The sequence below is a fragment of the Sandaracinobacter sp. genome (assembly GCF_041909755.1).
Classification (GTDB): domain Bacteria; phylum Pseudomonadota; class Alphaproteobacteria; order Sphingomonadales; family Sphingomonadaceae; genus Sandaracinobacteroides.
In genome coordinates this window covers 13,621-32,968 of the sequence record NZ_JAYRCW010000017.1, presented here as the reverse complement: position 1 = coordinate 32,968, position 19,348 = coordinate 13,621, and the positions used below count along the sequence as shown (strand labels likewise).

22 protein-coding genes are annotated in these 19,348 nt (G+C 68.6%); 8 read left to right on the top strand and 14 right to left on the bottom strand.

The window, feature by feature from the left end:
* On the bottom strand, positions 1 to 809 hold an 809-nt coding region (locus ACE3O8_RS04285; RefSeq protein ID WP_374387140.1), incomplete at its 3' end, for an ATP-dependent metallopeptidase FtsH/Yme1/Tma family protein.
* A 143-nt stretch (positions 810 to 952) separates the two neighbouring features.
* Positions 953 to 1,648, bottom strand: coding sequence for a DJ-1/PfpI family protein (locus ACE3O8_RS04280; protein WP_374387138.1), 696 nt, complete (start codon positions 1,646 to 1,648; stop codon positions 953 to 955).
* A gap of 26 nt (positions 1,649 to 1,674) precedes the next feature.
* Here ACE3O8_RS04280 and ACE3O8_RS04275 point away from each other — a divergent pair, with 26 nt between their 5' ends.
* Positions 1,675 to 2,109, top strand: coding sequence for an MmcB family DNA repair protein (locus tag ACE3O8_RS04275; protein ID WP_374387136.1), 435 nt, complete (start codon positions 1,675 to 1,677; stop codon positions 2,107 to 2,109).
* A 55-nt stretch (positions 2,110 to 2,164) separates the two neighbouring features.
* Positions 2,165 to 2,533, top strand: coding sequence for a VOC family protein (locus ACE3O8_RS04270; protein WP_374387134.1), 369 nt, complete (start codon positions 2,165 to 2,167; stop codon positions 2,531 to 2,533).
* A 43-nt stretch (positions 2,534 to 2,576) separates the two neighbouring features.
* Here the strand turns inward: ACE3O8_RS04270 and ACE3O8_RS04265 are convergent, their stop codons facing one another.
* Positions 2,577 to 2,894: a 2Fe-2S iron-sulfur cluster-binding protein gene (locus ACE3O8_RS04265; protein ID WP_374387132.1), complete on the bottom strand. Its 318-nt coding sequence runs from the start codon at positions 2,892 to 2,894 to the stop codon at positions 2,577 to 2,579.
* Between the two features lie 264 nt (positions 2,895 to 3,158).
* Here ACE3O8_RS04265 and ACE3O8_RS04260 point away from each other — a divergent pair, with 264 nt between their 5' ends.
* The 4 genes from ACE3O8_RS04260 to ACE3O8_RS04245 all read left to right on the top strand — a co-directional run bounded on the left by ACE3O8_RS04260 (position 3,159) and on the right by ACE3O8_RS04245 (position 7,051).
* Complete coding sequence (locus ACE3O8_RS04260; protein ID WP_374387130.1) at positions 3,159 to 3,632, top strand: DNA-3-methyladenine glycosylase; 474 nt, start codon at positions 3,159 to 3,161, stop codon at positions 3,630 to 3,632.
* The gene (locus ACE3O8_RS04255; RefSeq protein WP_374387129.1) at positions 3,629 to 4,432 is read left to right on the top strand and encodes a TrmH family RNA methyltransferase; all 804 of its coding nucleotides are present in this window, start codon (positions 3,629 to 3,631) and stop codon (positions 4,430 to 4,432) included. The genes ACE3O8_RS04260 and ACE3O8_RS04255 overlap by 4 nt, the downstream gene beginning before the upstream one ends.
* Positions 4,433 to 4,475: 43 nt before the next feature.
* Positions 4,476 to 5,288 (top strand): acyl-CoA thioesterase, encoded by an 813-nt coding sequence (locus tag ACE3O8_RS04250; RefSeq protein ID WP_374387128.1) that lies wholly within the window; start codon positions 4,476 to 4,478, stop codon positions 5,286 to 5,288.
* Positions 5,289 to 5,365: 77 nt separating this feature from the next.
* Positions 5,366 to 7,051 carry an amidohydrolase family protein gene (locus tag ACE3O8_RS04245; protein ID WP_374387127.1) on the top strand — a complete coding sequence of 562 codons (1,686 nt, stop codon included), beginning with the start codon at positions 5,366 to 5,368 and terminating at the stop codon, positions 7,049 to 7,051.
* A gap of 22 nt (positions 7,052 to 7,073) precedes the next feature.
* Here the strand turns inward: ACE3O8_RS04245 and ACE3O8_RS04240 are convergent, their stop codons facing one another.
* A complete protein-coding gene (locus tag ACE3O8_RS04240; RefSeq protein ID WP_374387125.1) occupies positions 7,074 to 8,402 on the bottom strand; it encodes an amidohydrolase in 1,329 nt (442 codons plus the stop codon).
* 58 nt (positions 8,403 to 8,460) lie between these two features.
* A complete protein-coding gene (locus tag ACE3O8_RS04235; RefSeq protein WP_374387123.1) occupies positions 8,461 to 8,853 on the bottom strand; it encodes a metallopeptidase family protein in 393 nt (130 codons plus the stop codon).
* A gap of 21 nt (positions 8,854 to 8,874) precedes the next feature.
* On the opposite strand from ACE3O8_RS04235, the gene ACE3O8_RS04230 reads away from it, so the two are divergent.
* Positions 8,875 to 9,165, top strand: a complete 291-nt coding sequence (locus tag ACE3O8_RS04230) for a 4a-hydroxytetrahydrobiopterin dehydratase (protein ID WP_374387142.1) — start codon at positions 8,875 to 8,877, stop codon at positions 9,163 to 9,165.
* Positions 9,166 to 9,209: 44 nt separating this feature from the next.
* On the opposite strand, the gene ACE3O8_RS04225 is transcribed toward ACE3O8_RS04230, so the two are convergent.
* The 6 genes from ACE3O8_RS04225 to ACE3O8_RS04200 form a co-directional block, all read right to left on the bottom strand.
* Positions 9,210 to 9,992 carry an SDR family NAD(P)-dependent oxidoreductase gene (locus ACE3O8_RS04225; protein ID WP_374387121.1) on the bottom strand — a complete coding sequence of 261 codons (783 nt, stop codon included), beginning with the start codon at positions 9,990 to 9,992 and terminating at the stop codon, positions 9,210 to 9,212.
* Between the two features lie 71 nt (positions 9,993 to 10,063).
* Positions 10,064 to 10,963 carry a DMT family transporter gene (locus ACE3O8_RS04220; protein ID WP_374387119.1) on the bottom strand — a complete coding sequence of 300 codons (900 nt, stop codon included), beginning with the start codon at positions 10,961 to 10,963 and terminating at the stop codon, positions 10,064 to 10,066.
* 2 nt (positions 10,964 to 10,965) lie between these two features.
* Positions 10,966 to 12,540 carry a bifunctional phosphoribosylaminoimidazolecarboxamide formyltransferase/IMP cyclohydrolase gene (purH, locus tag ACE3O8_RS04215; RefSeq protein ID WP_374387117.1) on the bottom strand — a complete coding sequence of 525 codons (1,575 nt, stop codon included), beginning with the start codon at positions 12,538 to 12,540 and terminating at the stop codon, positions 10,966 to 10,968.
* A gap of 109 nt (positions 12,541 to 12,649) precedes the next feature.
* A complete protein-coding gene (locus ACE3O8_RS04210; RefSeq protein WP_374387115.1) occupies positions 12,650 to 14,449 on the bottom strand; it encodes a heparinase II/III family protein in 1,800 nt (599 codons plus the stop codon).
* Positions 14,449 to 15,105, bottom strand: a complete 657-nt coding sequence (rpe, locus tag ACE3O8_RS04205) for a ribulose-phosphate 3-epimerase (protein WP_374387113.1) — start codon at positions 15,103 to 15,105, stop codon at positions 14,449 to 14,451. The genes ACE3O8_RS04210 and rpe overlap by 1 nt, the downstream gene beginning before the upstream one ends.
* A 50-nt stretch (positions 15,106 to 15,155) precedes the next feature.
* A complete protein-coding gene (locus ACE3O8_RS04200) occupies positions 15,156 to 15,332 on the bottom strand; it encodes a DUF1289 domain-containing protein (RefSeq protein ID WP_374387111.1) in 177 nt (58 codons plus the stop codon).
* Positions 15,333 to 15,428: 96 nt separating this feature from the next.
* Here ACE3O8_RS04200 and ACE3O8_RS04195 point away from each other — a divergent pair, with 96 nt between their 5' ends.
* Positions 15,429 to 16,106 (top strand): DUF2490 domain-containing protein, encoded by a 678-nt coding sequence (locus tag ACE3O8_RS04195; RefSeq protein WP_374387109.1) that lies wholly within the window; start codon positions 15,429 to 15,431, stop codon positions 16,104 to 16,106.
* A 14-nt stretch (positions 16,107 to 16,120) separates the two neighbouring features.
* Here ACE3O8_RS04195 and ACE3O8_RS04190 read toward each other — a convergent pair whose 3' ends face one another.
* From ACE3O8_RS04190 to ftsZ, 3 genes are all read right to left on the bottom strand, one after another.
* A complete protein-coding gene (locus tag ACE3O8_RS04190; RefSeq protein WP_374387107.1) occupies positions 16,121 to 16,750 on the bottom strand; it encodes a DUF4230 domain-containing protein in 630 nt (209 codons plus the stop codon).
* Positions 16,747 to 17,628 carry an MBL fold metallo-hydrolase gene (locus ACE3O8_RS04185; protein ID WP_374387104.1) on the bottom strand — a complete coding sequence of 294 codons (882 nt, stop codon included), beginning with the start codon at positions 17,626 to 17,628 and terminating at the stop codon, positions 16,747 to 16,749. The genes ACE3O8_RS04190 and ACE3O8_RS04185 overlap by 4 nt, the downstream gene beginning before the upstream one ends.
* A 95-nt stretch (positions 17,629 to 17,723) precedes the next feature.
* Positions 17,724 to 19,316: a cell division protein FtsZ gene (gene ftsZ, locus ACE3O8_RS04180; protein ID WP_374387102.1), complete on the bottom strand. Its 1,593-nt coding sequence runs from the start codon at positions 19,314 to 19,316 to the stop codon at positions 17,724 to 17,726.
* Positions 19,317 to 19,348 lie beyond the last annotated feature (32 nt).

The following is a 19,348-nucleotide window of genomic DNA, read 5'->3' as shown; positions in this document are numbered from 1 at the left end:
ACGGCGTCGATTTCATCGATGAAGATGATGCAGGGCGCGTTCTTCTTCGCCTGTTCGAACATGTCGCGCACGCGGCTTGCGCCGACGCCCACGAACATCTCGACGAAGTCGGAGCCGGAAATGGTGAAGAAGGGCACATTCGCCTCGCCCGCGATGGCGCGGGCCAGAAGCGTCTTGCCGGTGCCCGGAGGGCCGACGAGCAGCGCGCCCTTCGGGATCTTGCCGCCGAGGCGGTGGAACTTGGACGGGTCCTTCAGGAAGTCGACGATTTCCTGCAGCTCTTCGCGCGCTTCGTCGATGCCGGCGACGTCATCGAAGGTGACGCGGCCATGCTTTTCCGTGAGGAGCTTCGCGCGGGACTTGCCGAAGCCCATGGCGCCCCGGCCCTGCCCGTTCTGCATCTGGCGCATGAAGAAGATCCAGATGCCGATCATGATGAGGAAGGGCAGCGCGCCCACGATCACCTGTTGCAGCAGGCTGGGGCGATCCTCGGGCACGGCGTCGAACTTCACATTCTTGTCGCGCAGACGCTCGATCAGCTGCATGTCGCCGGGGTTGTAGGTGCGGAAGGCCTGGTCGTTCGACAGCTTGCCGCTGATCTGGCGGCCGGCGATGGCGGCTTCCTTCACCTGGCCGGAATCGACCTTGGCGAGAAACTCGGAATAGGCGATCTCCTCGCCGGCGGTGCGCCGTTCGGAGGGGCCCTGGAACAGCTGCACCAGCAGCACCAGCGCAAGCAGGATACCCGCCCACATCAGGATATTGCGGACGAGGGGGGACGGCGGCTTGCGGTTGTTGTTGTCTGCCATGGGAACCTTTCCAGTCATGGCAATGTAGGATGCATGTTGCGCGTCTGCAATTCGGATGAATCAGTCTGTCTCATTGGCGGCATCGATCGGCGCGGGCTGGACAAGCCGCCCGGGCCGGAACATCATGAGAACATATGCATGGATCAGCCCTGCGGCGGCCGGTACCGGCCTGCGATTTCCGCAATCTCCGCCTCTCGGGCGGCGAGCCTGTCGGCCATCATCCCGCGCACCCGCGCCAGGATTTCCGGCCGCGCCGTGCGCGGGGTGCCGCCGGCGAGCGGCGCGGGATCATATTCGATCGACAGCTGGATCGCTTCGGCAATGTCGCGGCCAAAGCGATGTTCCGCCACGCGGAAAGCGAAATCGATGCCGGAGGTGACGCCGCCCGCCGTGATCCGGTTGCGATCGATCACCACCCGTTCCTCGACGAATTCCGCGCCGAACAGCGGCAGCTGATGGCCAGATGCCCAGTAGCAGCCGGCGCGATAGCCGTGGAGGAGGCCGGCGGCCGCGAGGATCAGCGATCCGGTACAGACGCTGGTGACAAGCTCTGCCGTGGCGGCCTGGTCGCGCAGCCACTGAAGCACGGTTTCATCCCGCATCACGGGGGCGACCGGGGCGCCGCCCGGCACGCACAGCATGTCGAGCCGGGGGCAATCCGCCAGCGTGACGGTGGGCATCAGCGGCAGGCCGCAATCGCTGGGGATCGGCTCGATCGACTTCCAGGCGAAGTGCAGCTTCGCGCCGGGCATGCGCGACAGCACCTGCGCCGGGCCGGTCATGTCCAGCTGGGTGAGGCCGGGCCACAGAAGGAAACCGATCTGAAAGGGTTCGGACATTGGTGACTCCCCTCACCGCTGTTGACGTGGTTCGCGGTACCTGCCGGCTGCTGTGGCTGCAAGGCTGGTCTCCGCTGACGGAGGTGACGCTGGCCGACGGGCACCGGGCGGACATCATGGCGCTGAACCCCCGGGGCGAGATCCTGATCGTGGAGATCAAGGTTTCGGCGGCAGACCTGCTGGGCGACCGGAAGTGGCACCATTACCGGGACTATGCCGACCGCTTTGCCTGGGCGGTGCCGCCGCACCTGGCCGATCATCTGGCGGCCGAACGCTTCGCGCCGGAGGCTTGCGGCCTGCTGGTGGCGGACCGGCACGAGGCGCTGTGGGTGCGCGAGGCGTGCGAGGCGAAGCTGGCGCCCGCGCGGCGCAAGGCGGTGACGCTGGCCTTTGCGCGGACGGGGGCGGAACGGGCCTTGCGGGGGATGGATCCGGGCTTTGACGGATTCGGCCAATGGTGATGGACAGTCCCACTTGTTCGCATTATGTTCCATCCAGTTTCAGGGGAGAATCGGCATGATCGGATATGTGACGCTGGGCACCAACGACCTGCAGCGGGCCGCCAGATTCTATGATGCGATTGCCGCCGAACTGGGTGTGCCGCGCATGATGGAGTTCGATGGCTTCATCGCATGGGGCAAGCCGGACGGCGGTGCGGGCATCGGGCTGACGAAGCCCTTTGACGGCAACGCCGCCACCGTGGGCAATGGCGTGATGGTGGCGCTGGAGGCGAAGGACAAGGATCAGGTCCACCGTCTGTACGACATCGCGCTGGCGAACGGCGGCACCTGCGAAGGCCCCCCGGGCCCGCGCGGCGACACCTTCTATGCCGGCTATTTCCGCGATCCGGACGGCAACAAGCTGAACGCCTTCCTGATGGGGTGAGAGCCTGACGGGCGCAGAGGGCGCGACGGCGCCCGCGCCAGCCTCAGTCCTCCGGCGCGATCGTCACCTTCAGGCCATCGAGTTCGTCGGTGAAGGGGATCTGGCACGACAGGCGCGACGTCGGCTCGCGGTGATCGGAGCTGTCGAGCAGGTCCGTCTCATCCTCGTGCGCCGGGCCGACCCTGGCGATCCAGTCGGCATCGACATGGACATGGCAGGTCGCGCAGGAGCAGGAGCCGCCGCAAAGCGCCAGCAGTTCATCGAAGCCATTGTCGCGGATCACTTCCATGACCGACAGGCCGGCTTCGCCCGTGACGGCCTTTTCATTGCCCTTGCGATCGACGACGATAAGCGTTGGCATGCCTGAACTCCGGTTTTGTCCGTGACCCTCACGGCTGGCATGCCTATTAGCGTGGACCATGCCATGCGCAAGACGGGCCGGGCCGCCGGGGCGGCGGCATGAACGGATTGGAGAGGTTCCCTGGGACTGACAGCTGAACGGATCGCCGAGGGCGTCGCGGGGCTGGCTGCGGCGGATCGCCGCTTTGCCGAAGCCGCGGAGCGGTACGGCCTGCCGGAGCCGCGCATCCGCGCCCCCGGCTATGAAACCCTGCTGCGCGCCATCGTGAGCCAGCAGGTCTCGACGGCCGCCGCCGCCAGCATCTGGCGCAAGATGGAGGCCCAGGTGGGCGACCTGCACGATCCCGCGCGCATGTCGCTTGCCAGCCCCGAGGAGCTTCGCGCTGCCGGGCTGTCCCGGATGAAGGCCAGTTACGTCCACAGCCTTGCCGCGCATGTGCTGGATGGCTCCCTGCCGCTGGACGCGCTGCCCGCCGACGACGAGGAAGCGATCCGGCTGCTGTCGTCGGTGAAGGGGCTGGGGCGCTGGTCTGCCGAGATCTACCTGCTGTTCGCGGAAGGCCGGGGCGACGTGTTCCCCGCCGGGGACCTTGCCGTGCAGGTGCAGGCCGGGCGGATGTTCCTGGATGGGGAGAGGCCATCGGAAAAGGCGCTGCGGACGCTGGCGGACGGATGGCGGCCGCATCGGGGCACCGCCGCCCTGTTCCTGTGGCACTGCTATAACGCGCCGCCGCTGTGAGCATCACCACCGTCACCTCTGCCTCGAATGCGACGCTGAAGCGGCTGCGCAGCCTGCGGGAGAAGAAATACCGGCGGGCCGAGGGCCTGTTCCTGGCCGAGGGGCTGCGCATCTGCACCGAGGCGCTGGACGCCGGCTGGGTGCCGCGCGTGCTGTTGTTCGCGCAAGGGAAAGGCGATCATCCGCTGGTGCGGCGGCTGGCGCATGCCACGCTGGCGGGCGGCGGGCAGGTGGTGGAAACCACGCCGGACCTTCTGTCTGGCGTGACGGGGAAGGACAATCCGCAGGCCGTGGCGGCGGCCTATCATCCGCGCACGGTGACGCTGGACGAACTGGTGCCGGGCCCGCGCACGCTGGTTGCCGAACGGCTGCGCGATCCCGGCAACCTGGGCACGCTGCTGCGCGCCTGCGACGCCACGGGGACGGGCGCGCTGATCCTGCTGGACGACAGCGCCGACCCGACCAGTGTGGAGGCGGTGCGGGCGAGCATGGGGGCCTTCTTTACCGTGCCCTGCGTGCAGGCGACGACGGCGGAGCTGCTGGCGTGGAAGGTGCGCCATGGCGCGGTGCTGACCGGCGCGGCGCTGGACGCGCGGGCGGTGGATTACCGGCAGGCCCGCTATCAGCCGCCCGCCCTGCTGATGGTGGGGAACGAGGCGCAGGGGCTGCCCGACGCGCTGATGGCCGAATGCGACCAGCTGGTGATCATGCCCATGCGCGGCAAGGCGGACAGCCTGAATGTGGCCATGGCGGGCACGTTGCTGCTGTATCAGGCGCTGCACTGGCAGGAGGCTGGCTGAAGCGCGTGGTGCATTGCAGCAGCAGCCGCGCTAACGCAGCCGCATGTGGATTGACCTGAAGCCTGCGGGAGACACCGCGTTCGAGCTGGATGTGGCCCCCTCCATCGCCGTCGGCCCGGCCGACCGGCTGTTCATGTTCGGCGGCGTGGGGCTGGGCGCCAGCCTGACCGCGCTGGAGCGCGTGACGGGCCGCCCCGTGGTGTGGGCGACGGCGCAATATGAAAGCTATGCCCGGCCCGGCGAGACGGTGCGCTTCAGCGTGGACGAGCGGGTTCGCGGCAACCAGGTGAGCCAGGCGCGGGTTTCCGCGACCACGGGCGGGCGCGAGGTGCTGAACGTTTCTGCCGCGCTGGGCGAGCGCGACCTGCCCGAACGGGGGCAATGGACGCTGGCGCCGCGCGTGGCCCCGCCGGAGGACTGCCCGCCGCGGCAGCTGTGGGAGGGGCGGCACCCGGACGACATTCACAGCCGCGTGGAGTTCAGGATCGCCAAGGGGTCGATGCACGGGCCGCGCGCGGGCGGCGGCCCCGCGCCGGACGGGAATGTGGTGATGTGGGCCCGGCCCAACCCCGCCGTGCTGGGCGAGGGGCATCTGATCGACACCGCTTTCGTGGCCGTCGTCGCGGATTATGTGCCGAGCGGCGTTGGCCCGGCGCTGGGGCGCGATGCGGGCGGCAACAGCCTGGACAATTCCATCCGCTTCCACCGCCGCGTGCCGACGGACTGGCTGTTGTGCGACGTGCAGATCCATGGCGTGGCGAACGGCTTTGCCCATGGCCGCATGCACATCTTCGCGCAGACGGGCGAACTGATCGCGACCGCCAGCCAAAGCCTGATCCTGCGCCTGTGGGATTGAGGCGCCTGCCGGCTTGCCCCGGCCGGGCCGACGTGTAGCATACGCCCCTTGTGATACGGCGACCAAGGGGGACAGTCATGCGGATCGGGCTTGCGCTTCTGGCATTTGCGGCATCCGGCCCCGCGCTCGCCGCGCATGATCTGGTGATCGCCAACGGCACCGTCTTTGACGGCACTGGCGCGCCGGGCTTCAAGGGGTGGGTGGCCGTGGACGGGGACCGGATCGCCGCCGTCGGCACCGGCACGCCGCCCGCCGCCGCGCGCACGGTGGACGCAACCGGCAAGGCCGTCGCCCCCGGCTTCGTGAACATGCTGAGCTGGGCGACCGAATCGCTGCTGGTGGATGGGCGCGGCCTTTCCGACCTGAAGCAGGGCGTGACGCTGCAGGTGATGGGCGAAGGCTGGACGATGGGGCCGCTGACCGCGCCGATGCGGCGGGAGATGATCGCGCAGCAGTCCAACCTGAAATTCGAGGTGCCATGGACGACGCTGGGCGAATATCTGGCGCATCTGGAGGCCAGGGGCATCGCACCCAATGTCGCGAGCTTCGTGGGGGCGACGACGGTGCGCATCCACGAGCTGGGCGAAGGCGATGTGCAGCCGGACGCGGCCCAGCTGGGCCGGATGCGCGCCCTGGTGCGGCAGGCGATGAACGAAGGGGCGCTGGGTGTCGGCTCCAGCCTGATCTATGCGCCCGCCAGCTATGCCAAGACGCCGGAACTGGTGGCGCTGGCCACGGAATCCGCGCGCTGCGGCGGCAGCTATATCAGCCACATGCGATCCGAGGGCAAATATATCGAGCAGGCGCTGGACGAGTTGATCCGCATCGCCCGCGAAAGCGGCGGGCCGGCGGAAATCTATCATCTGAAACTGTCGGGCCGGGCCAATTGGGGCAAGCGCGAGGCGGTGCTGGCGAAGATCGCCGCGGCGAAGGCTGAAGGGCTGGATATCCGCGCCAACATGTATGTCTATCCCGCCGGCGCGACCGGGCTGGACGCCAGCATGCCCACCTGGGTGCAGGCCGGCGGTGACGCGGAATGGGTGAAGCGACTGAAGGACCCGGCCACCCGGGCGAAGGTGCTGGCCGAAATGCGCGCCGAACCCGAGGGCTGGGAGAATCTCTATCGCTCGGCGGGCGATGCCTCGCGCGTGATGTTCATCGGCTTTCGCAACCCGAAGCTGCGGCCGCTGATCGGCAAGACGCTGGCGGAGGTGTCGGCCATGCGCGGCACCAGCCCGGAAGACACGATCATCGACCTGGTGATCGAGGACGAGAGCCGGGTGGACACCGTGTATTTCCTGATGTCGGACGAGAATGTGGAGGCCTTTGCCGCCCTGCCCTGGGTCGCGCTGGGATCGGATGCCGGGGCGCCCGCGATCGAGGGGGCGTTCCTGGAAAGCTCGGACCATCCGCGCGCCTATGGCAATGTGGCGCGCTTCCTGGGCCATTATGTCCGCGACCGGAAGGTGGACAGCCTGGAAAGCGCCGTTCACCGCCTGTCGGGCCTGCCCGCAGCGCGGCTGGGGATCGAGGGGCGTGGCACGCTGGCCCCCGGCAGGTTCGCCGACATCGTGCTGTTCGACCCCGCCACCATCCGCGATCACGCGACGTTCGCGAAGCCGCAGCAATATGCGACCGGCGTGTCGGACGTGTGGGTGAACGGGGCGCAGGTGCTGAAGGGCGGGGAGCCGACGGGCGCGACGCCGGGCCGCTTCGTGAAGGGCGCGGGCGCCGGGCGCTGCGGCCCGGCGTCCGCGTCCTGACGCCCTTTTCAGCCCGGCCCGCTTACTGCGCGGGCTTTGCGGCGAGTTCGAGGACGGCGATCGTCATCGTCTGCGCGCCGAGTTTCACGGCCGCTTCGCCATCCACCTTGAACAGCGGGCTGTGGTGGCTGGGAACGGCGGGGCCGCCGGCCTTTTCGGCGTCGATGTCGGCCTGGGGCGTGCCGCCGACATTGTAATAGGCGCCCTTCACGCCGGGGCCGACGAGATAGGGGAAATCCTCTGCCCCCATGCCTTCGCGCGGCGCGCGGGTGAAGATCCTGTCGCCATAGGCCTTTGCGAACGCGCCCTGCAGGCGGCGCGTCAGTTCGGGATCGTTGATGTTGGGAAGCGCGCGCTCGTCCTCCCGCACGGTGACGACGGGCAGCTTGTCTTCCGGGAGGCCCCATTTGCGGCCCGTCTGCACGGCGATGCGCTTGATGCCCTCGATCAGCTGGTTGCGGGTTTCCAGATCGTCGGCGCGCACCGTGATCGAAAGCTCGGCGCGGTCCGAGATGATGTTGTGCTTGGACCCGGCATGGAAGGCCCCGACGGTGATGACGGCAGGCTTCAGCGGCGCGATCTCGCGGCCGATGAAGCCCTGCAGCGACTGGACGATATCCGAGGCGATGAACACCGGATCCTTGCCGCTGTGCGGGCTGGCGCCGTGGGCCCCGATGCCGGGGACGACGATGTCCAGCGTGTCTGCCGCGGAATAGGTGACGCCGTCCGCGAGGCCGATGGTGCCGGTGGGAATGCCGGCGGCGACATGCCAGCCGATGGCGTAATCGGGCTTGCCGAAGCGCTGGTAGAGATTGTCCGCCATCATCTTCTTCGCGCCGCCGACGATCTCTTCGGCGGGCTGCACCACGAAGAGGACGGTGCCGGACCATTTGTCCTTCAGCGCGGTGAGCTGGCGGGCGGTGCCGACGAGGCCGGTGATGTGGGTGTCGTGCCCGCAGGCGTGCATCACCGGCTGCTCGACGCCGGCGCGGTCCTTCTGGCGGACCTTGGAGGCATTGGCGAGACCGGATTTTTCCTCGACGGGCAGGCCGTCCATGTCGGCGCGGAGCAGGATGACGGGGCCGGGGCCGTTCCGGAGCACGCCGACGACGCCGGTGCCGCCGACCTTTTCCGTGACCTCCATGCCCTTCACCGCGCGCAGTTCCTTCGCCATGCGCGCCGCCGTGTTCACCTCGACGGCGGAGAGTTCGGGGTTGCGGTGGAAATGATCGTAGAGCGGGGCCAGATGGGTCGCCCAGTCCTTCGCGACGGCGGCGTCGATCTCTGCCGGGGTGACGGCGGCCGCCGGGGCGGCGGTGGCGAGCAGGATGGCCGGAATCAGTCCCCGCATTGTGAAACTCCCTGGATGGATGTCGTTGATTGCGGCGAACTATAGGGGGTGGGTTCGCCTAGTCCAGCGAGGCTTCGATCGCGTGCATGTCATCATCGGACAGGCCGAAATGATGGCCGACTTCGTGCACCAGCACATGGGCGACGACCCGTTCCAGCGTGTCCTCCCCATGCGCCCATTCATCGAGAAGGGGGCGACGATAGAGGAAGATGGTGGGCGGCAGCGCGCCGGTATAGTCGCCGCCGGGGTTGCCGACGGGGTGACCCCAATAGAGGCCGAGGATGTCCCACTCGCTCTCCAGCGCCATCGCGTCGACGACGTCGGCGTCCGGGAAATCCTGAACCCTGAGGATGACGGTTGCCAGATGCTGGCGGAAGAGATCGGGGAGGCGTTCGACGGCGGCTTGCGCAAGCGCCTCGATATCCGCGAGAGAGGGGGCGTGGCCGGACATGACGTGGAGATAGGGACTGCGATGGCGAAGGTCGAGAAGCTTGGGGCGCATGCGCGCGCGGAACTGGCGGCGGACCTGCCGGGCTGGACGCTGGAGGGCGAGCATCTGAAGCGCAGCTTCCGCTTCGGGGATTTTTCGCAGGCATTCGCCTTCATGACCCGCGTGGCGCTGCTGGCCGAGGCGCAGGATCATCACCCCGAATGGTTCAACGTGTGGAACCGCGTGGATATCGCGCTGACAACGCACGATGCCGGCGGGTTGAGCCTGCGCGATGTGAAGATGGCGAAATCGATCGACGCGCTGCTGGGCTGAACGGGAGGCGGGCGGAGGGCCTGTGCCCCCCGCCCGGCCGGATTTTAGCGCGGCGCCATGCGGATGCCGCCATCCAGGCGGACATCCTCGCCGTTGAAGTAGGAGTTGCGGCACATTTCCAGCGCGAGGCCGGCATATTCTTCCGGATTGCCGAGGCGCTTGGGATACAGCACCGAAGCGCCCAGCGCGGCCTTCACATTATCCGGCGCGCCCTGCAGCAGCGGGGTGTTGAAGATGCCGGGCAGGATGGTGTTCACCCGGATGCCTTCGCTGGAAAGATCGCGCGCGATCGGCAGCGTCATGCCGACAACGCCGCCCTTGGAGGCGGAATAGGCGGCCTGGCCGATCTGGCCGTCTTCCGCCGCGACGGAGGCGGTGTTCACGATGGCGCCGCGCTCGCCCAGGTCATTGAGCGGCGGCAGCGTCATCATGCCGGCCGCGGACTTGGCGATGCAGCGGAAGGTGCCGACAAGGTTGATCTGGATGATCAGGTTGAAGGCATCCAGCGGGAAATGCTTGATCTCGCCCGTTTCCTTGGCGCGGCTCGCCGTCTTGATGGCGTTGCCGGTGCCGGCGCAGTTGATCAGGATGCGTTCCTGGCCGATCGCCGCGCGGGCCTTGGCGAAGCCGGCATCGACGGACGCATCATCGGTGACGTTCACCTGGCAGAACACGCCGCCCAGTTCGGCGGCCAGCGCCTCACCCTTTTCGGCGTTCAGGTCGAACAGCGCGACCTTCACGCCCTCTGCCGCGAGGCGGCGGGCGGTGGCGGCGCCGAGGCCGGACGCGCCCCCGGTGATGACAGCGGACAATCCCTTGAGTTCCATTTGAATCCCTTCCCGGTTGGAAATGCGCGACATGCCTAGGCGCGGAAACGCGCCGCGGGCATCCCCAAAACTTAGGAGGGTGGGCGCTTCCCGCCTTCGCGCGCCAGCGCCTGTTCCCGGAGCGCGAGGATGATGGTGGACAACAGGATCACCGCCCCGCCGAGCAGCGTGAAAACATCATAGCGTTCCCCGAACAGCAGGATGCCGGCGAGCGTGATGAGCCCGAAGCGCACGAAATCGAACGGCATCACCGCCCCCGCATCCGCCAGGCTGAACGCGCGGGAGAGCGCCAGCTGCCCCGCCGCCGCACAGGCCCCCAGCGACACCAGGATCGGCCACAACTGCGCCGACGGCCAGCTCCAGAAGGGGATGGCGATGATCATCGAGACGGGCGTCGTCAGGATGAAGCTCCACACCGCGACTGCGCGGCTGTCGTCCGTGCCGGTGAGCTGCTTGATCGCCACATAGGAAAAGGCGGTGGCGAGCGCGGAGATGACGGCGGCCCACAGGCCCGGCGTCATTTCGGACGCGCCCGGGCGCAGCACCAGCAGCATGCCGCCGAACCCCATCAGCAGCGCAGCCCCGCGCACCCAGCGCACCCGTTCGCCAAGGAACAGAAGGGCGCCGATGGTGACGAACAGCGGCGCGGTGTAGTTGATGGCCAGCACATTGGCGAGCGGCGCGTTGGCGACCGCATAGAAGGTGGCGAAGGTGGCGATCACGCCGGAAGCCGCGCGCTTCATCTGGGCGGGCATCCGTTCCAGCCGGATCAGCCCCGGCGAGGTCAGCACCAGCGGCATCAGCCACATAAGACCGATGAAGTTGCGCCACACCACCACCGCGAAGGGGTGCAGTTCCTGCGAGGCGAGGCGGATCATCACCCACAGCCCGGCGAAGGCGACACAGGCCACCACCATCCACAGCGCGCCCCGGACATGGGGCGGCGGCAGGGGGAAGCCGGACCGCGCCACCGTCAGTGGTTGAAGTGCCTGAGGCCGGTGAAGGCCATGGCGAGGCCGCGTTCGTCGGCAGCGGCGATCACCTCTGCGTCGCGCATGGAGCCGCCGGGCTGGATCACTGCCGTCGCGCCTGCGTCGGCTGCGGCCAGAAGCCCGTCTGAGAAGGGGAAGAAGGCATCGGACGCAACCGCGCTGCCGATGGTGCGCGGCTGGGGCCAGCCGGCGGTTTCCGCGGCTTCCTTCGCCTTCCAGGCGGCGATCCGGGCGCTGTCCACCCGGCTCATCTGCCCGGCGCCGATGCCGGCCGTCGCGCCATCCTTCGCATAGACGATGGCGTTGGATTTCACATGCTTGGCGACGATCCAGGCGAACAGCATGTCGTTCAGTTCCTGCGCGGTGGGCTGCCGCTTCGTCACGATCTTCAGTTCGTCCACCAGCCTGTTGTCGCGCGTTTGCAGCAGGAAGCCGCCGGACACGCTTTTCAGCTGGAAGCCGATCCGTGCCGGGTCCAGCAGCGGCGCGAGCAGCAGCCGCAGGTTCTTTTTGCGCGCCACCGCCGCGCGGGCCGCTTCGTCTGCGGCGGGGGCGATGATCACTTCGGTGAACAGCTCGGTGATGGCGTCGGCGGTGGGGCCGTCCAGCTCGCGGTTCAGCGCGATGATGCCGCCGAACGCCGAGACGGGATCGGTCGCCTTCGCTGCTTCATAGGCCTCGATCAGGGTGGGCGCGCTGGCCACGCCGCAGGGATTGGCATGCTTGATGATGGCGACGGTCGGTTCCTTGTCGCGGAATTCCGAGATCAGGTTGAAGGCGCCGTCGGCGTCGGCGATGTTGTTGTAGGACAGGGCCTTGCCCTGAACCAGTTCGGCGCTGGCGATGCCGCCCGGCCGGGCCTGCGCGGCATAGAGCGCGGCGTCCTGGTGCGGGTTCTCGCCATAGCGCAGGGTATCCATCCGGCGCATCACGACGGGGAAAATGGCCGGATACATCTCTTGCTGGTCGGCGAAGGCGAACCAGCTGGCGATGGCTGCATCATAGGCGGCGGTCGCCTGGAAGGCCTTCGCCGCAAGGCGGCGGCGGGTTTCGAGCGACAGTCCGCCCTGCCCCAGTTCCTCTGTCAGCGCGGCATAGTCCGCCGCGTCCGTCACGCAGGCGACGAATTCGTGGTTCTTCGCGGCCGAGCGCACCATCGAAGGCCCGCCGATGTCGATATTCTCGATCACTTCGTCGCGCGGGGCGCCCTTCGCCACCGTCGCTTCGAACGGATAGAGGTTGATGACCGCCATATCGATCGGCGGAATTGCGTGCGCATCCGCCGCCGCCTGATGGTCGGCATTGTTCCTGAGCGCCAGCAGGCCGCCATGCACCTTGGGGTGCAGGGTCTTCACCCGGCCATCCATCATCTCGGGGAAGCCGGTGTGGTCCGACACGTCCGTCACCTTGAGCCCGGCCTCGCGCAGGGCCTTTGCCGTGCCGCCCGTGCTGAGCAGTTCGGCGCCATGGGCGGCCAGCGCGGTCGCGAATTCGACAAGGCCGGTCTTGTCGGAAACGGACAACAGGGCCCGGCGGATGGGAAGGCGGTTGGTCATGGCTTGGGGACTCGCTTGAATCGGGCGTTTCTGCGCGCCCCGGTGCCCGACGCCGCGCAAAGGTGCAAGTTCCGGGCAGCCATGCAGGGGCGTCCGGCCTGCATGGCCGCTATTGTTTCTTGAAGCTCCAGCTTACGTCGGCGGGCTTTCCGGGTTCCACCAAGGTCGTCAGCAGCAGCTGCTGGATTTCGTGCGTTGCGCCTTCGCTGTCCACGAACAGGCTGGGTTCGATGGCGAGGAGGCCGGGCGCGTGGTTGAAGCTGGCGCGGAAGGCCCAGGCGATGGCCGGATCACGGCCCTGCCCCGGAATGCGGATCAGCGCGCCCCTGCCATCCTGCGTGGGGGTGGCTGTGGCGCCCGGCCCCAGGTGGAAGCGGATGGCAAGCGGCAGCGCCTCCCTTTGGCGGACGAGCGCCAGCGTGCCCTTCACCGGCAGCAGATGGTCCTCGCCGCGCAGATCGGTGCCGTCCGGGTTCAGCCACAGGCGGCGGAGGTGATCATAGCCGTGGCGGCGGCGATAGCCGTCGTGCCGGCCTTCCAGCCACTGGCCGTCGCGGGTGAGGCGCGCTTCGACCAGCACTTCCTCTACCCCGCCGAGCCGCCGGGGGCCGCCATCGTGCAGGCGGCTGCTGTTGGTATCGGCCAGCACCAGCGTGCTGTGCCCGGCGGTGGAGCGCAGGCCCATCACCAGTTCGGGCGGGAAGCCGCGAGGCCCTTGCGAGCCCTGTTCGGCGCCGCAGGAAACGACCAGCGGGCGGCCGCCATCGGAAAAGGTGAAGGCCAGCGTGGAGGCATGGGTGGCGGGGTTCAGCCGCGCGGGCGGCGGCGGCCCGGCATCGACGATCAGGCGCACGCCGCCCGCCGACAGCCGCTGGAAGCCCGACGAGCGGGGCGGCGGCGCATCCAGCACCGCGACGCCCAGCCGTTGCAGCTGCGCGGCATCGGGCTGGCCGCCATGCCAGGCCGCCGGGATGCCATCGCCCAGCGCCAGGGCGCCCAGCGTGGTGCGGGCGAGCTCCAGCGTGCGCGCGACCGGATCCGACGGCTTCTGCATGCGCGCGGCGTGGAAGGCGGCGAGCACCAGCATCTGGTCTGCGATTCTGGCAAGATCGAGGGGCGAGCGGGCGAGGGGCGCGCCGTCTGCGTTCAGGAGGGCGGCCAGCACCTCGTCCAGAAGGGCGAGCGAGCGGGACAGGCGTTCGTCTCCGCCGGGCAGCATCAGCGCGGCCGCGACGAGGCCGGACACGGCCGCCAGCTTGGGCAGGCCGGGCTGCATGCGCGGCGCGGCGCGATCGAGATGGCGCGACCAGCGGGCGATGCCGTTCAGCACGGCGGAGCGGTGGACATGGTCCTTGCCGGGCATCACCAGCGGCGCGTGCAGGATCGCCATCTGGATGCGGGTTCCCGTCGCCTCCGGCGCCCAGGCCTCTTCGTCATAATCGTGGAAGCGGGCGAGCCAGCGGCGGGCGAGCGCTTCGGCGCGCGCGGCTTCCGGGGCCGAGAGTTCGACCATGGAGAGATCGCGCAGCCAGCCCCAGCCATGCACCCACTGTCGCCAGCTTTCGGGCGCCTCGGGGTGATCCAGCCGCGCCTCCAGCATGCCCTGGCCATAGCCGCCGCGGAACAGCCGGCCGCCCTTCAGCCGCTGGGCGATGGCGGGATCGCCGGGCACCGGATCCTCCGGCACGGCGATCAGCTTCAGTGGGAAGCGGCCCTTCAGCCGCATGCGGTGGAAGGGGGAGGCGAAGGAGAGCCGGTCCAGCCGGTCTGACAGCCGTTCGGAGAGCGAGGGGCCGCGATCGCCCAGGTTGCGGGTTAGCCGGAAGGCGTCGGCCTCGGCCTCTGCGCCATCCGCGGGTTCCGGTTCCGCGATGTCGGGGGGCGGAACCTGCTTTTCCGCGCTGGCCATCAGGCGGCCTTCAGCGCCGCGATGTTGGCGGCATAGCGGCCCGGCCCGCCCTTGAAGCTGGCGGTGCCCGCGACGAGCATGGTGGCCCCGGAATTGGCCAGCCGCCCGGCGTTCCCGGCATCCACGCCGCCGTCCACTTCCAGTTCGATGGCCTTGCCGCTCAAATCGATGCGCTTTCGGATCGCCTCGATCTTGGGAAGCGCGCTCTCGATGAAGCTCTGCCCGCCGAAGCCGGGGTTCACGCTCATCACCAGCACCAGGTCGATCAGGTCCATCACATGGTCCAGCGCGGCGAGCGGGGTGGCCGGGTTCAGCACCACGCCCGCCTGCTTGCCCAGCGCCCGGATGCGCATCAGCGTGCGGTGCAGGTGCGGCCCGGATTCCGGATGCACCGAAAGGATGTCGGCCCCGGCCTCGGCAAAGGCCTCCACCAGCGCGTCTGCCGGCTGCACCATCAGATGCACGTCGAACGGCTTTGCGCTGTGCGAGCGAAGCGCCTTCACCACCATCGGCCCGATGGTGAGATTGGGGACGAAATGATTGTCCATCACGTCCACATGGATCCAGTCCGCGCCGGCCGCGTCGATGGCGCGCACCTCGTCCCCAAGCTTCGAGAAGTCGGCGGAGAGGATGGAGGGGGCGATGCGAACCGGCATGGTCGATTGTTAGCCTTTGGCCGATTCGCAGCCAAGTGCTGTTTGCCGTTTCAGCGGCGAATTCTGGCGGCCGACCGCGCCCGGATCGCCAGCCGTTCGGCATCGGGCGCGGTGGGCCAGGCGGCGATTTCCGCAAGCGTGCGGCCGCAACCCGTGCAGATGCCGCGCGCCACCTTGCAGATGTTGCGGCAGGGGGACGCGACCACGGAGGCGGTGAGTTCGGCCATGGCGCCCCATAGGAGTCTCGCGGATGTCATGGGAAGGGGGCATCAGGACGCAGAATAGGGCTTGCGCCGGAAGTGCGATCTGCCAATGCGGCCAATATGACAGTTTTGCGGCAGATATCTTACGGCATGGCGGCATCGGTCTTGCTGGCGGCCTTGCCCGCGGCGGCAACCGACGATGCGCAGGTCTGGCTGTCGACCCAGGTGACGAAGAAGCTGTCCGACAGCTTCGAGGCCGTGGCGGACATGAACAGCCGCTATTACGACAATGCCTCCCACTATGGGCATTTCCAGCTGCGCGGCCTGATCGGCTGGAAGCCCGACAGGAATGGCATGCTGGGGCTGGGCTATTCCTATGTCTGGGGCAAGAGCCTGAGCGGCAAGGTGGCGCGCGAACACCGGTTCTTCCAGCAGGCGAATTACGGCATCCTGCACATCGGCAAGGCCGAGCTGGTCGGCCGCACCCGGCTGGAACAGCGCTGGTTCAGCGATGTCGACGGGGCGACCTGGCGGCTGCGGCAGCAGATCCGGCTGAACATCCCGCTGGACGGCCCGAAGGGCCTGAAGGGGATCGTCCACACGGAAGGCTTCATGCTGCTCTCCACCCCTGTCGGCGGTGCGGACGAGGGCGTGAACCAGTTCCGCACCTTCGCCGGGCTTGGCATCCCGCTGAACAGCCGGCTGACGCTGGAAACCGGCTATATGAACCAGTCCGTGGTGGCCGGGGCCGACCGGATGAACCACGCGCTGAGCATCGCCGTGAACGCGAAATTCTAGCCGTCGGCGCGGCGTCAGCGGCTGATCACGACCTTCGCATCCGGGAAGCCGGCCGCCACCAGCGGCATGCGGAAGGTGGTTTCCAGCGCCTGATCGGCTGACTGGTCCGCCATGGCGAGAAGATCCTTCGCGCGGGCCTGCGCGGCGAACTGCGCCGGGGCCTTCGCCTCGTTGTCGCGCTTCAGGTTGGCGCCGACGCCGGTCAGCACGGTCTGCCAGCCATTGTCCTGATAGGTCTGCGCCATGCCCCATTCGATGCTGGCGGGCATCGGCTCAACCGGCGGGCGGCGCACGCTGAGCAGCTGCGCTTCAGCGTCCCAGCGGAGATCGGCCTGGGTGAGCTTCGACAGATCCACCACATAGGTCACGGTGGCGGGGAGGATCGCCGTCTGCCGTGTGGTGGCGACGGTGATCGGCCCCAGCGTGGTTTCCCGTTCGGAGGTGACGGGCTGCACCAGCCGCGCCGTCAGCACCAGCAGCTTCTGCTGCCGCTGGACGGAGACGAGCATGGCGCCCAGCAGATCGGCCCGCTCGCACAGGCCGACCGAGATGCAGGCTTCGCGCCGCCGATCCGGCCCGGCGGCCCAGCCGACGAGGGCCAGCAGGATCGCTGCGGCACCGACGATCGAGAGCAGCCGCTTCATTCGGAACCCTTCCAGTGCTCGCCGGACCGCTGGACGCGGCCGCGGGTTTCGAGATCGATGAGATGCGCCAGCACGCTGCGCCCTGCTGCCGGCCACAGCCGCCGGTCCACCGAGGCGTACATCTGCGCGACCATGTCGGGAATCGCGCGCGGGCCGCCCGCCAGCTGGGCCAGGATCTGGCCTTCGCGCTGGCGGCGGTGCCCCATCAGGTGTCGCACCCAGCGCTGCGGCTCCTCAACGGGCGCGCCGTGGGTGGGGTAATAGCGGGCGTCGGGCCGGTCCATCAGCTTCTGCAGCGAGGCCATATAGGCCGCCATGTCGCCGTCGGGCGGGGCGACGACGGTGGTGGACCAGCCCATGACATGGTCGCCGGTGAACAGCGCCCCTTCCTGTTCCAGCGCGAAGCACAGATGGTTCGAGGTGTGGCCCGGCGTGTGGACGGCGGACAGAGTCCAGCCGGGGCCCGACACGCTGTCGCCATCTGCCAGGATGCGATCGGGCGCATAATCCGGATCGAAGCCCGCGTCGGCGCGGGGGCCATCATCGCTGAGCGCCAGCGGGGCGCAGCCCGCGATCTCGCCGCCGAGCCGCGCCTTCAGCGGGATCGCGCCGGGCGAATGATCGATATGGGTGTGGGTGATGAGATGATGGGAAACCGTTTCGCCCGCGACCGCGTCCGCGACGGCCTGAAGGTGCGCGTCGTCCGCAGGGCCGGGATCGATGATGGCGACGGTGCCCTGCCCCACGATGTAGGTGCCTGTGCCCAGAAAGGTGAAGGGCGAGGGATTGTGCGCCAGCACGCGCCGCACGAGCGGAGACAGGTGCTCCACCCGGCCATAGGGGGCTTGCGCCACCAGCTTTTCATATTCGGCGTTCATCGAGGCAAGGACTTAGGAAGCGCGCGGGCAAAAGAAAAGCGGGCGACCCTGAGAGGGTCGCCCGCCTGATGTCGTTTGCCCGGAAACGGGCCGGATCAGTTGCGCTGGCGCCGCATGAACGGCGGGATGCGCGTTTCTTCTTCGTCGGCGCTGACTTCGGGCTCGGGCGCCAGCGTTTCCACCGGCGGCTCCTCTGCCTTGGGCTTGCGCGACAGGTGCATCATCCGCTCGAACAGGGTCTGGCGGCGCTGCGCCGGCTCGGGCTCGGGCGCGCGCCGTTCCGCTTCGGGCAGTTCCAGCCGGACGGGCGCGGCCAGCGGCAGTTCCGCGACCGGGGCGACGGGCTCGGGCTCGGGCAGGTCCAGTTCGGCTTCGACCGGATCGCCCAGTTCCAGGATGTCCTCGTCGGACAGGCTTGCATCCTCTTCCATCAGCGGCTCGGACGGGGTGTCGTCAGCCGGGGCGAGGCCTTCGTCTGCCGCCGCCGGACGGAAGGTGCCCGCCGGGGTGCCGAAGATGCCCGCCGCCATCGGGCCGGCCGCCGGCGAGGTCTGCGGGCGGAATCCGCCGCCGCCGCCACCGCCGCCGCCGCCGAACGGCGGGGTCGGATCCACTTCACCAGCGCCGGGGGCCGCCTGCGGCACGATCTGCGGGCGGGCGCCGAAGATCTGCGCGCTGGCGCCACGCGTCTGGCCGGAAGAAATGCCGGGCAGCGCCTGCTGGTTGCCCTCGATCCCGGTGGCGACGACGCTGACGCGCATCTTGCCGTTCAGGTCGTCGTTGAAGGCCGAACCGACGATGATGTTGGCATCGGGATCCACCATCTCGCGGATGTGCTGGGCGGCTTCTTCCACTTCCATCAGGCCCAGATCCTCGCCGCCGGTGATGTTGATGATCACCGCCTTGGCGCCGCGCAGGGACACTTCGTCCAGCAGCGGGTTGGAAATGGCCTTCTCGGCCGCCTCGATGGCGCGGCGCTCGCCCTCTGCCTCGCCCGTGCCCATCATCGCCTTGCCCATTTCGGACATCACGGTGCGGACGTCGGCGAAATCGAGGTTGATGAGGCCGGGCAGCATCATCAGGTCGGTGATGCCGCGAACGCCCTGGTTCAGCACCTGGTCGGCCATGGCGAAGGCCTGCTTGAACGTCGTCTGCTGGTTGGCGATCAGGAACAGGTTCTGGTTCGGGATCACGATCAGCGTATCGACATGGCGCTGAAGCTCGGCGATGCCTTCCTCGGCAGACCGCATCCGCTTCAGGCCTTCAAAGGCGAAGGGCTTGGTGACGACGCCCACCGTCAGCACGCCGCGTTCGCGCGCGGCGCGGGCCACCACCGGGGCCGCGCCCGTGCCGGTGCCGCCGCCCATGCCCGCGGTGATGAAGCACATGTGCGCGCCATCCAGCACCTGATCGATCTCGCCCAGCGCTTCCTCGGCTGCCGCCGCGCCGATTTCCGGCCGCGCACCCGCACCCAGCCCCTGCGTGATCTTCAGGCCCAGCTGGATGCGCGTCTGCGCCGGGCTCAGCGCCAGAGCCTGCGCATCGGTGTTGGCCACCACGAAGTCCACGCCGTGCAGGCCATCGGTGATCATGTTGGCGACGGCGTTTCCGCCGGCGCCGCCGACACCGATCACGCTGATGCGGGGCTTGAGTTCCACAAGGCTGGGTTTCACGAAATCGAACGACATGGGTGGGCTCCTCGTCAAAGGCTGGGTCTGGA

What these genes read in the sequence shown, in the direction of transcription:
- ACE3O8_RS04280 (WP_374387138.1), bottom strand. Translation starts at nt 1,648, where the DNA reads ATGTCCGAACCCTTTCAGATCGGTTTCCTTCTGTGGCCCGGCCTCACC.
- ACE3O8_RS04270 (WP_374387134.1), top strand. Translation starts at nt 2,165, where the DNA reads ATGATCGGATATGTGACGCTGGGCACCAACGACCTGCAGCGGGCCGCC.
- ACE3O8_RS04265 (WP_374387132.1), bottom strand. Translation starts at nt 2,894, where the DNA reads ATGCCAACGCTTATCGTCGTCGATCGCAAGGGCAATGAAAAGGCCGTC.
- ACE3O8_RS04250 (WP_374387128.1), top strand. Translation starts at nt 4,476, where the DNA reads ATGTGGATTGACCTGAAGCCTGCGGGAGACACCGCGTTCGAGCTGGAT.
- ACE3O8_RS04245 (WP_374387127.1), top strand. Translation starts at nt 5,366, where the DNA reads ATGCGGATCGGGCTTGCGCTTCTGGCATTTGCGGCATCCGGCCCCGCG.
- ACE3O8_RS04240 (WP_374387125.1), bottom strand. Translation starts at nt 8,402, where the DNA reads ATGCGGGGACTGATTCCGGCCATCCTGCTCGCCACCGCCGCCCCGGCG.
- ACE3O8_RS04235 (WP_374387123.1), bottom strand. Translation starts at nt 8,853, where the DNA reads ATGTCCGGCCACGCCCCCTCTCTCGCGGATATCGAGGCGCTTGCGCAA.
- ACE3O8_RS04230 (WP_374387142.1), top strand. Translation starts at nt 8,875, where the DNA reads ATGGCGAAGGTCGAGAAGCTTGGGGCGCATGCGCGCGCGGAACTGGCG.
- ACE3O8_RS04225 (WP_374387121.1), bottom strand. Translation starts at nt 9,992, where the DNA reads ATGGAACTCAAGGGATTGTCCGCTGTCATCACCGGGGGCGCGTCCGGC.
- purH (WP_374387117.1), bottom strand. Translation starts at nt 12,540, where the DNA reads ATGACCAACCGCCTTCCCATCCGCCGGGCCCTGTTGTCCGTTTCCGAC.
- ACE3O8_RS04210 (WP_374387115.1), bottom strand. Translation starts at nt 14,449, where the DNA reads ATGGCCAGCGCGGAAAAGCAGGTTCCGCCCCCCGACATCGCGGAACCG.
- rpe (WP_374387113.1), bottom strand. Translation starts at nt 15,105, where the DNA reads ATGCCGGTTCGCATCGCCCCCTCCATCCTCTCCGCCGACTTCTCGAAG.
- ACE3O8_RS04200 (WP_374387111.1), bottom strand. Translation starts at nt 15,332, where the DNA reads ATGGCCGAACTCACCGCCTCCGTGGTCGCGTCCCCCTGCCGCAACATC.
- ACE3O8_RS04195 (WP_374387109.1), top strand. Translation starts at nt 15,429, where the DNA reads ATGACAGTTTTGCGGCAGATATCTTACGGCATGGCGGCATCGGTCTTG.
- ACE3O8_RS04190 (WP_374387107.1), bottom strand. Translation starts at nt 16,750, where the DNA reads ATGAAGCGGCTGCTCTCGATCGTCGGTGCCGCAGCGATCCTGCTGGCC.
- ACE3O8_RS04185 (WP_374387104.1), bottom strand. Translation starts at nt 17,628, where the DNA reads ATGAACGCCGAATATGAAAAGCTGGTGGCGCAAGCCCCCTATGGCCGG.
- ftsZ (WP_374387102.1), bottom strand. Translation starts at nt 19,316, where the DNA reads ATGTCGTTCGATTTCGTGAAACCCAGCCTTGTGGAACTCAAGCCCCGC.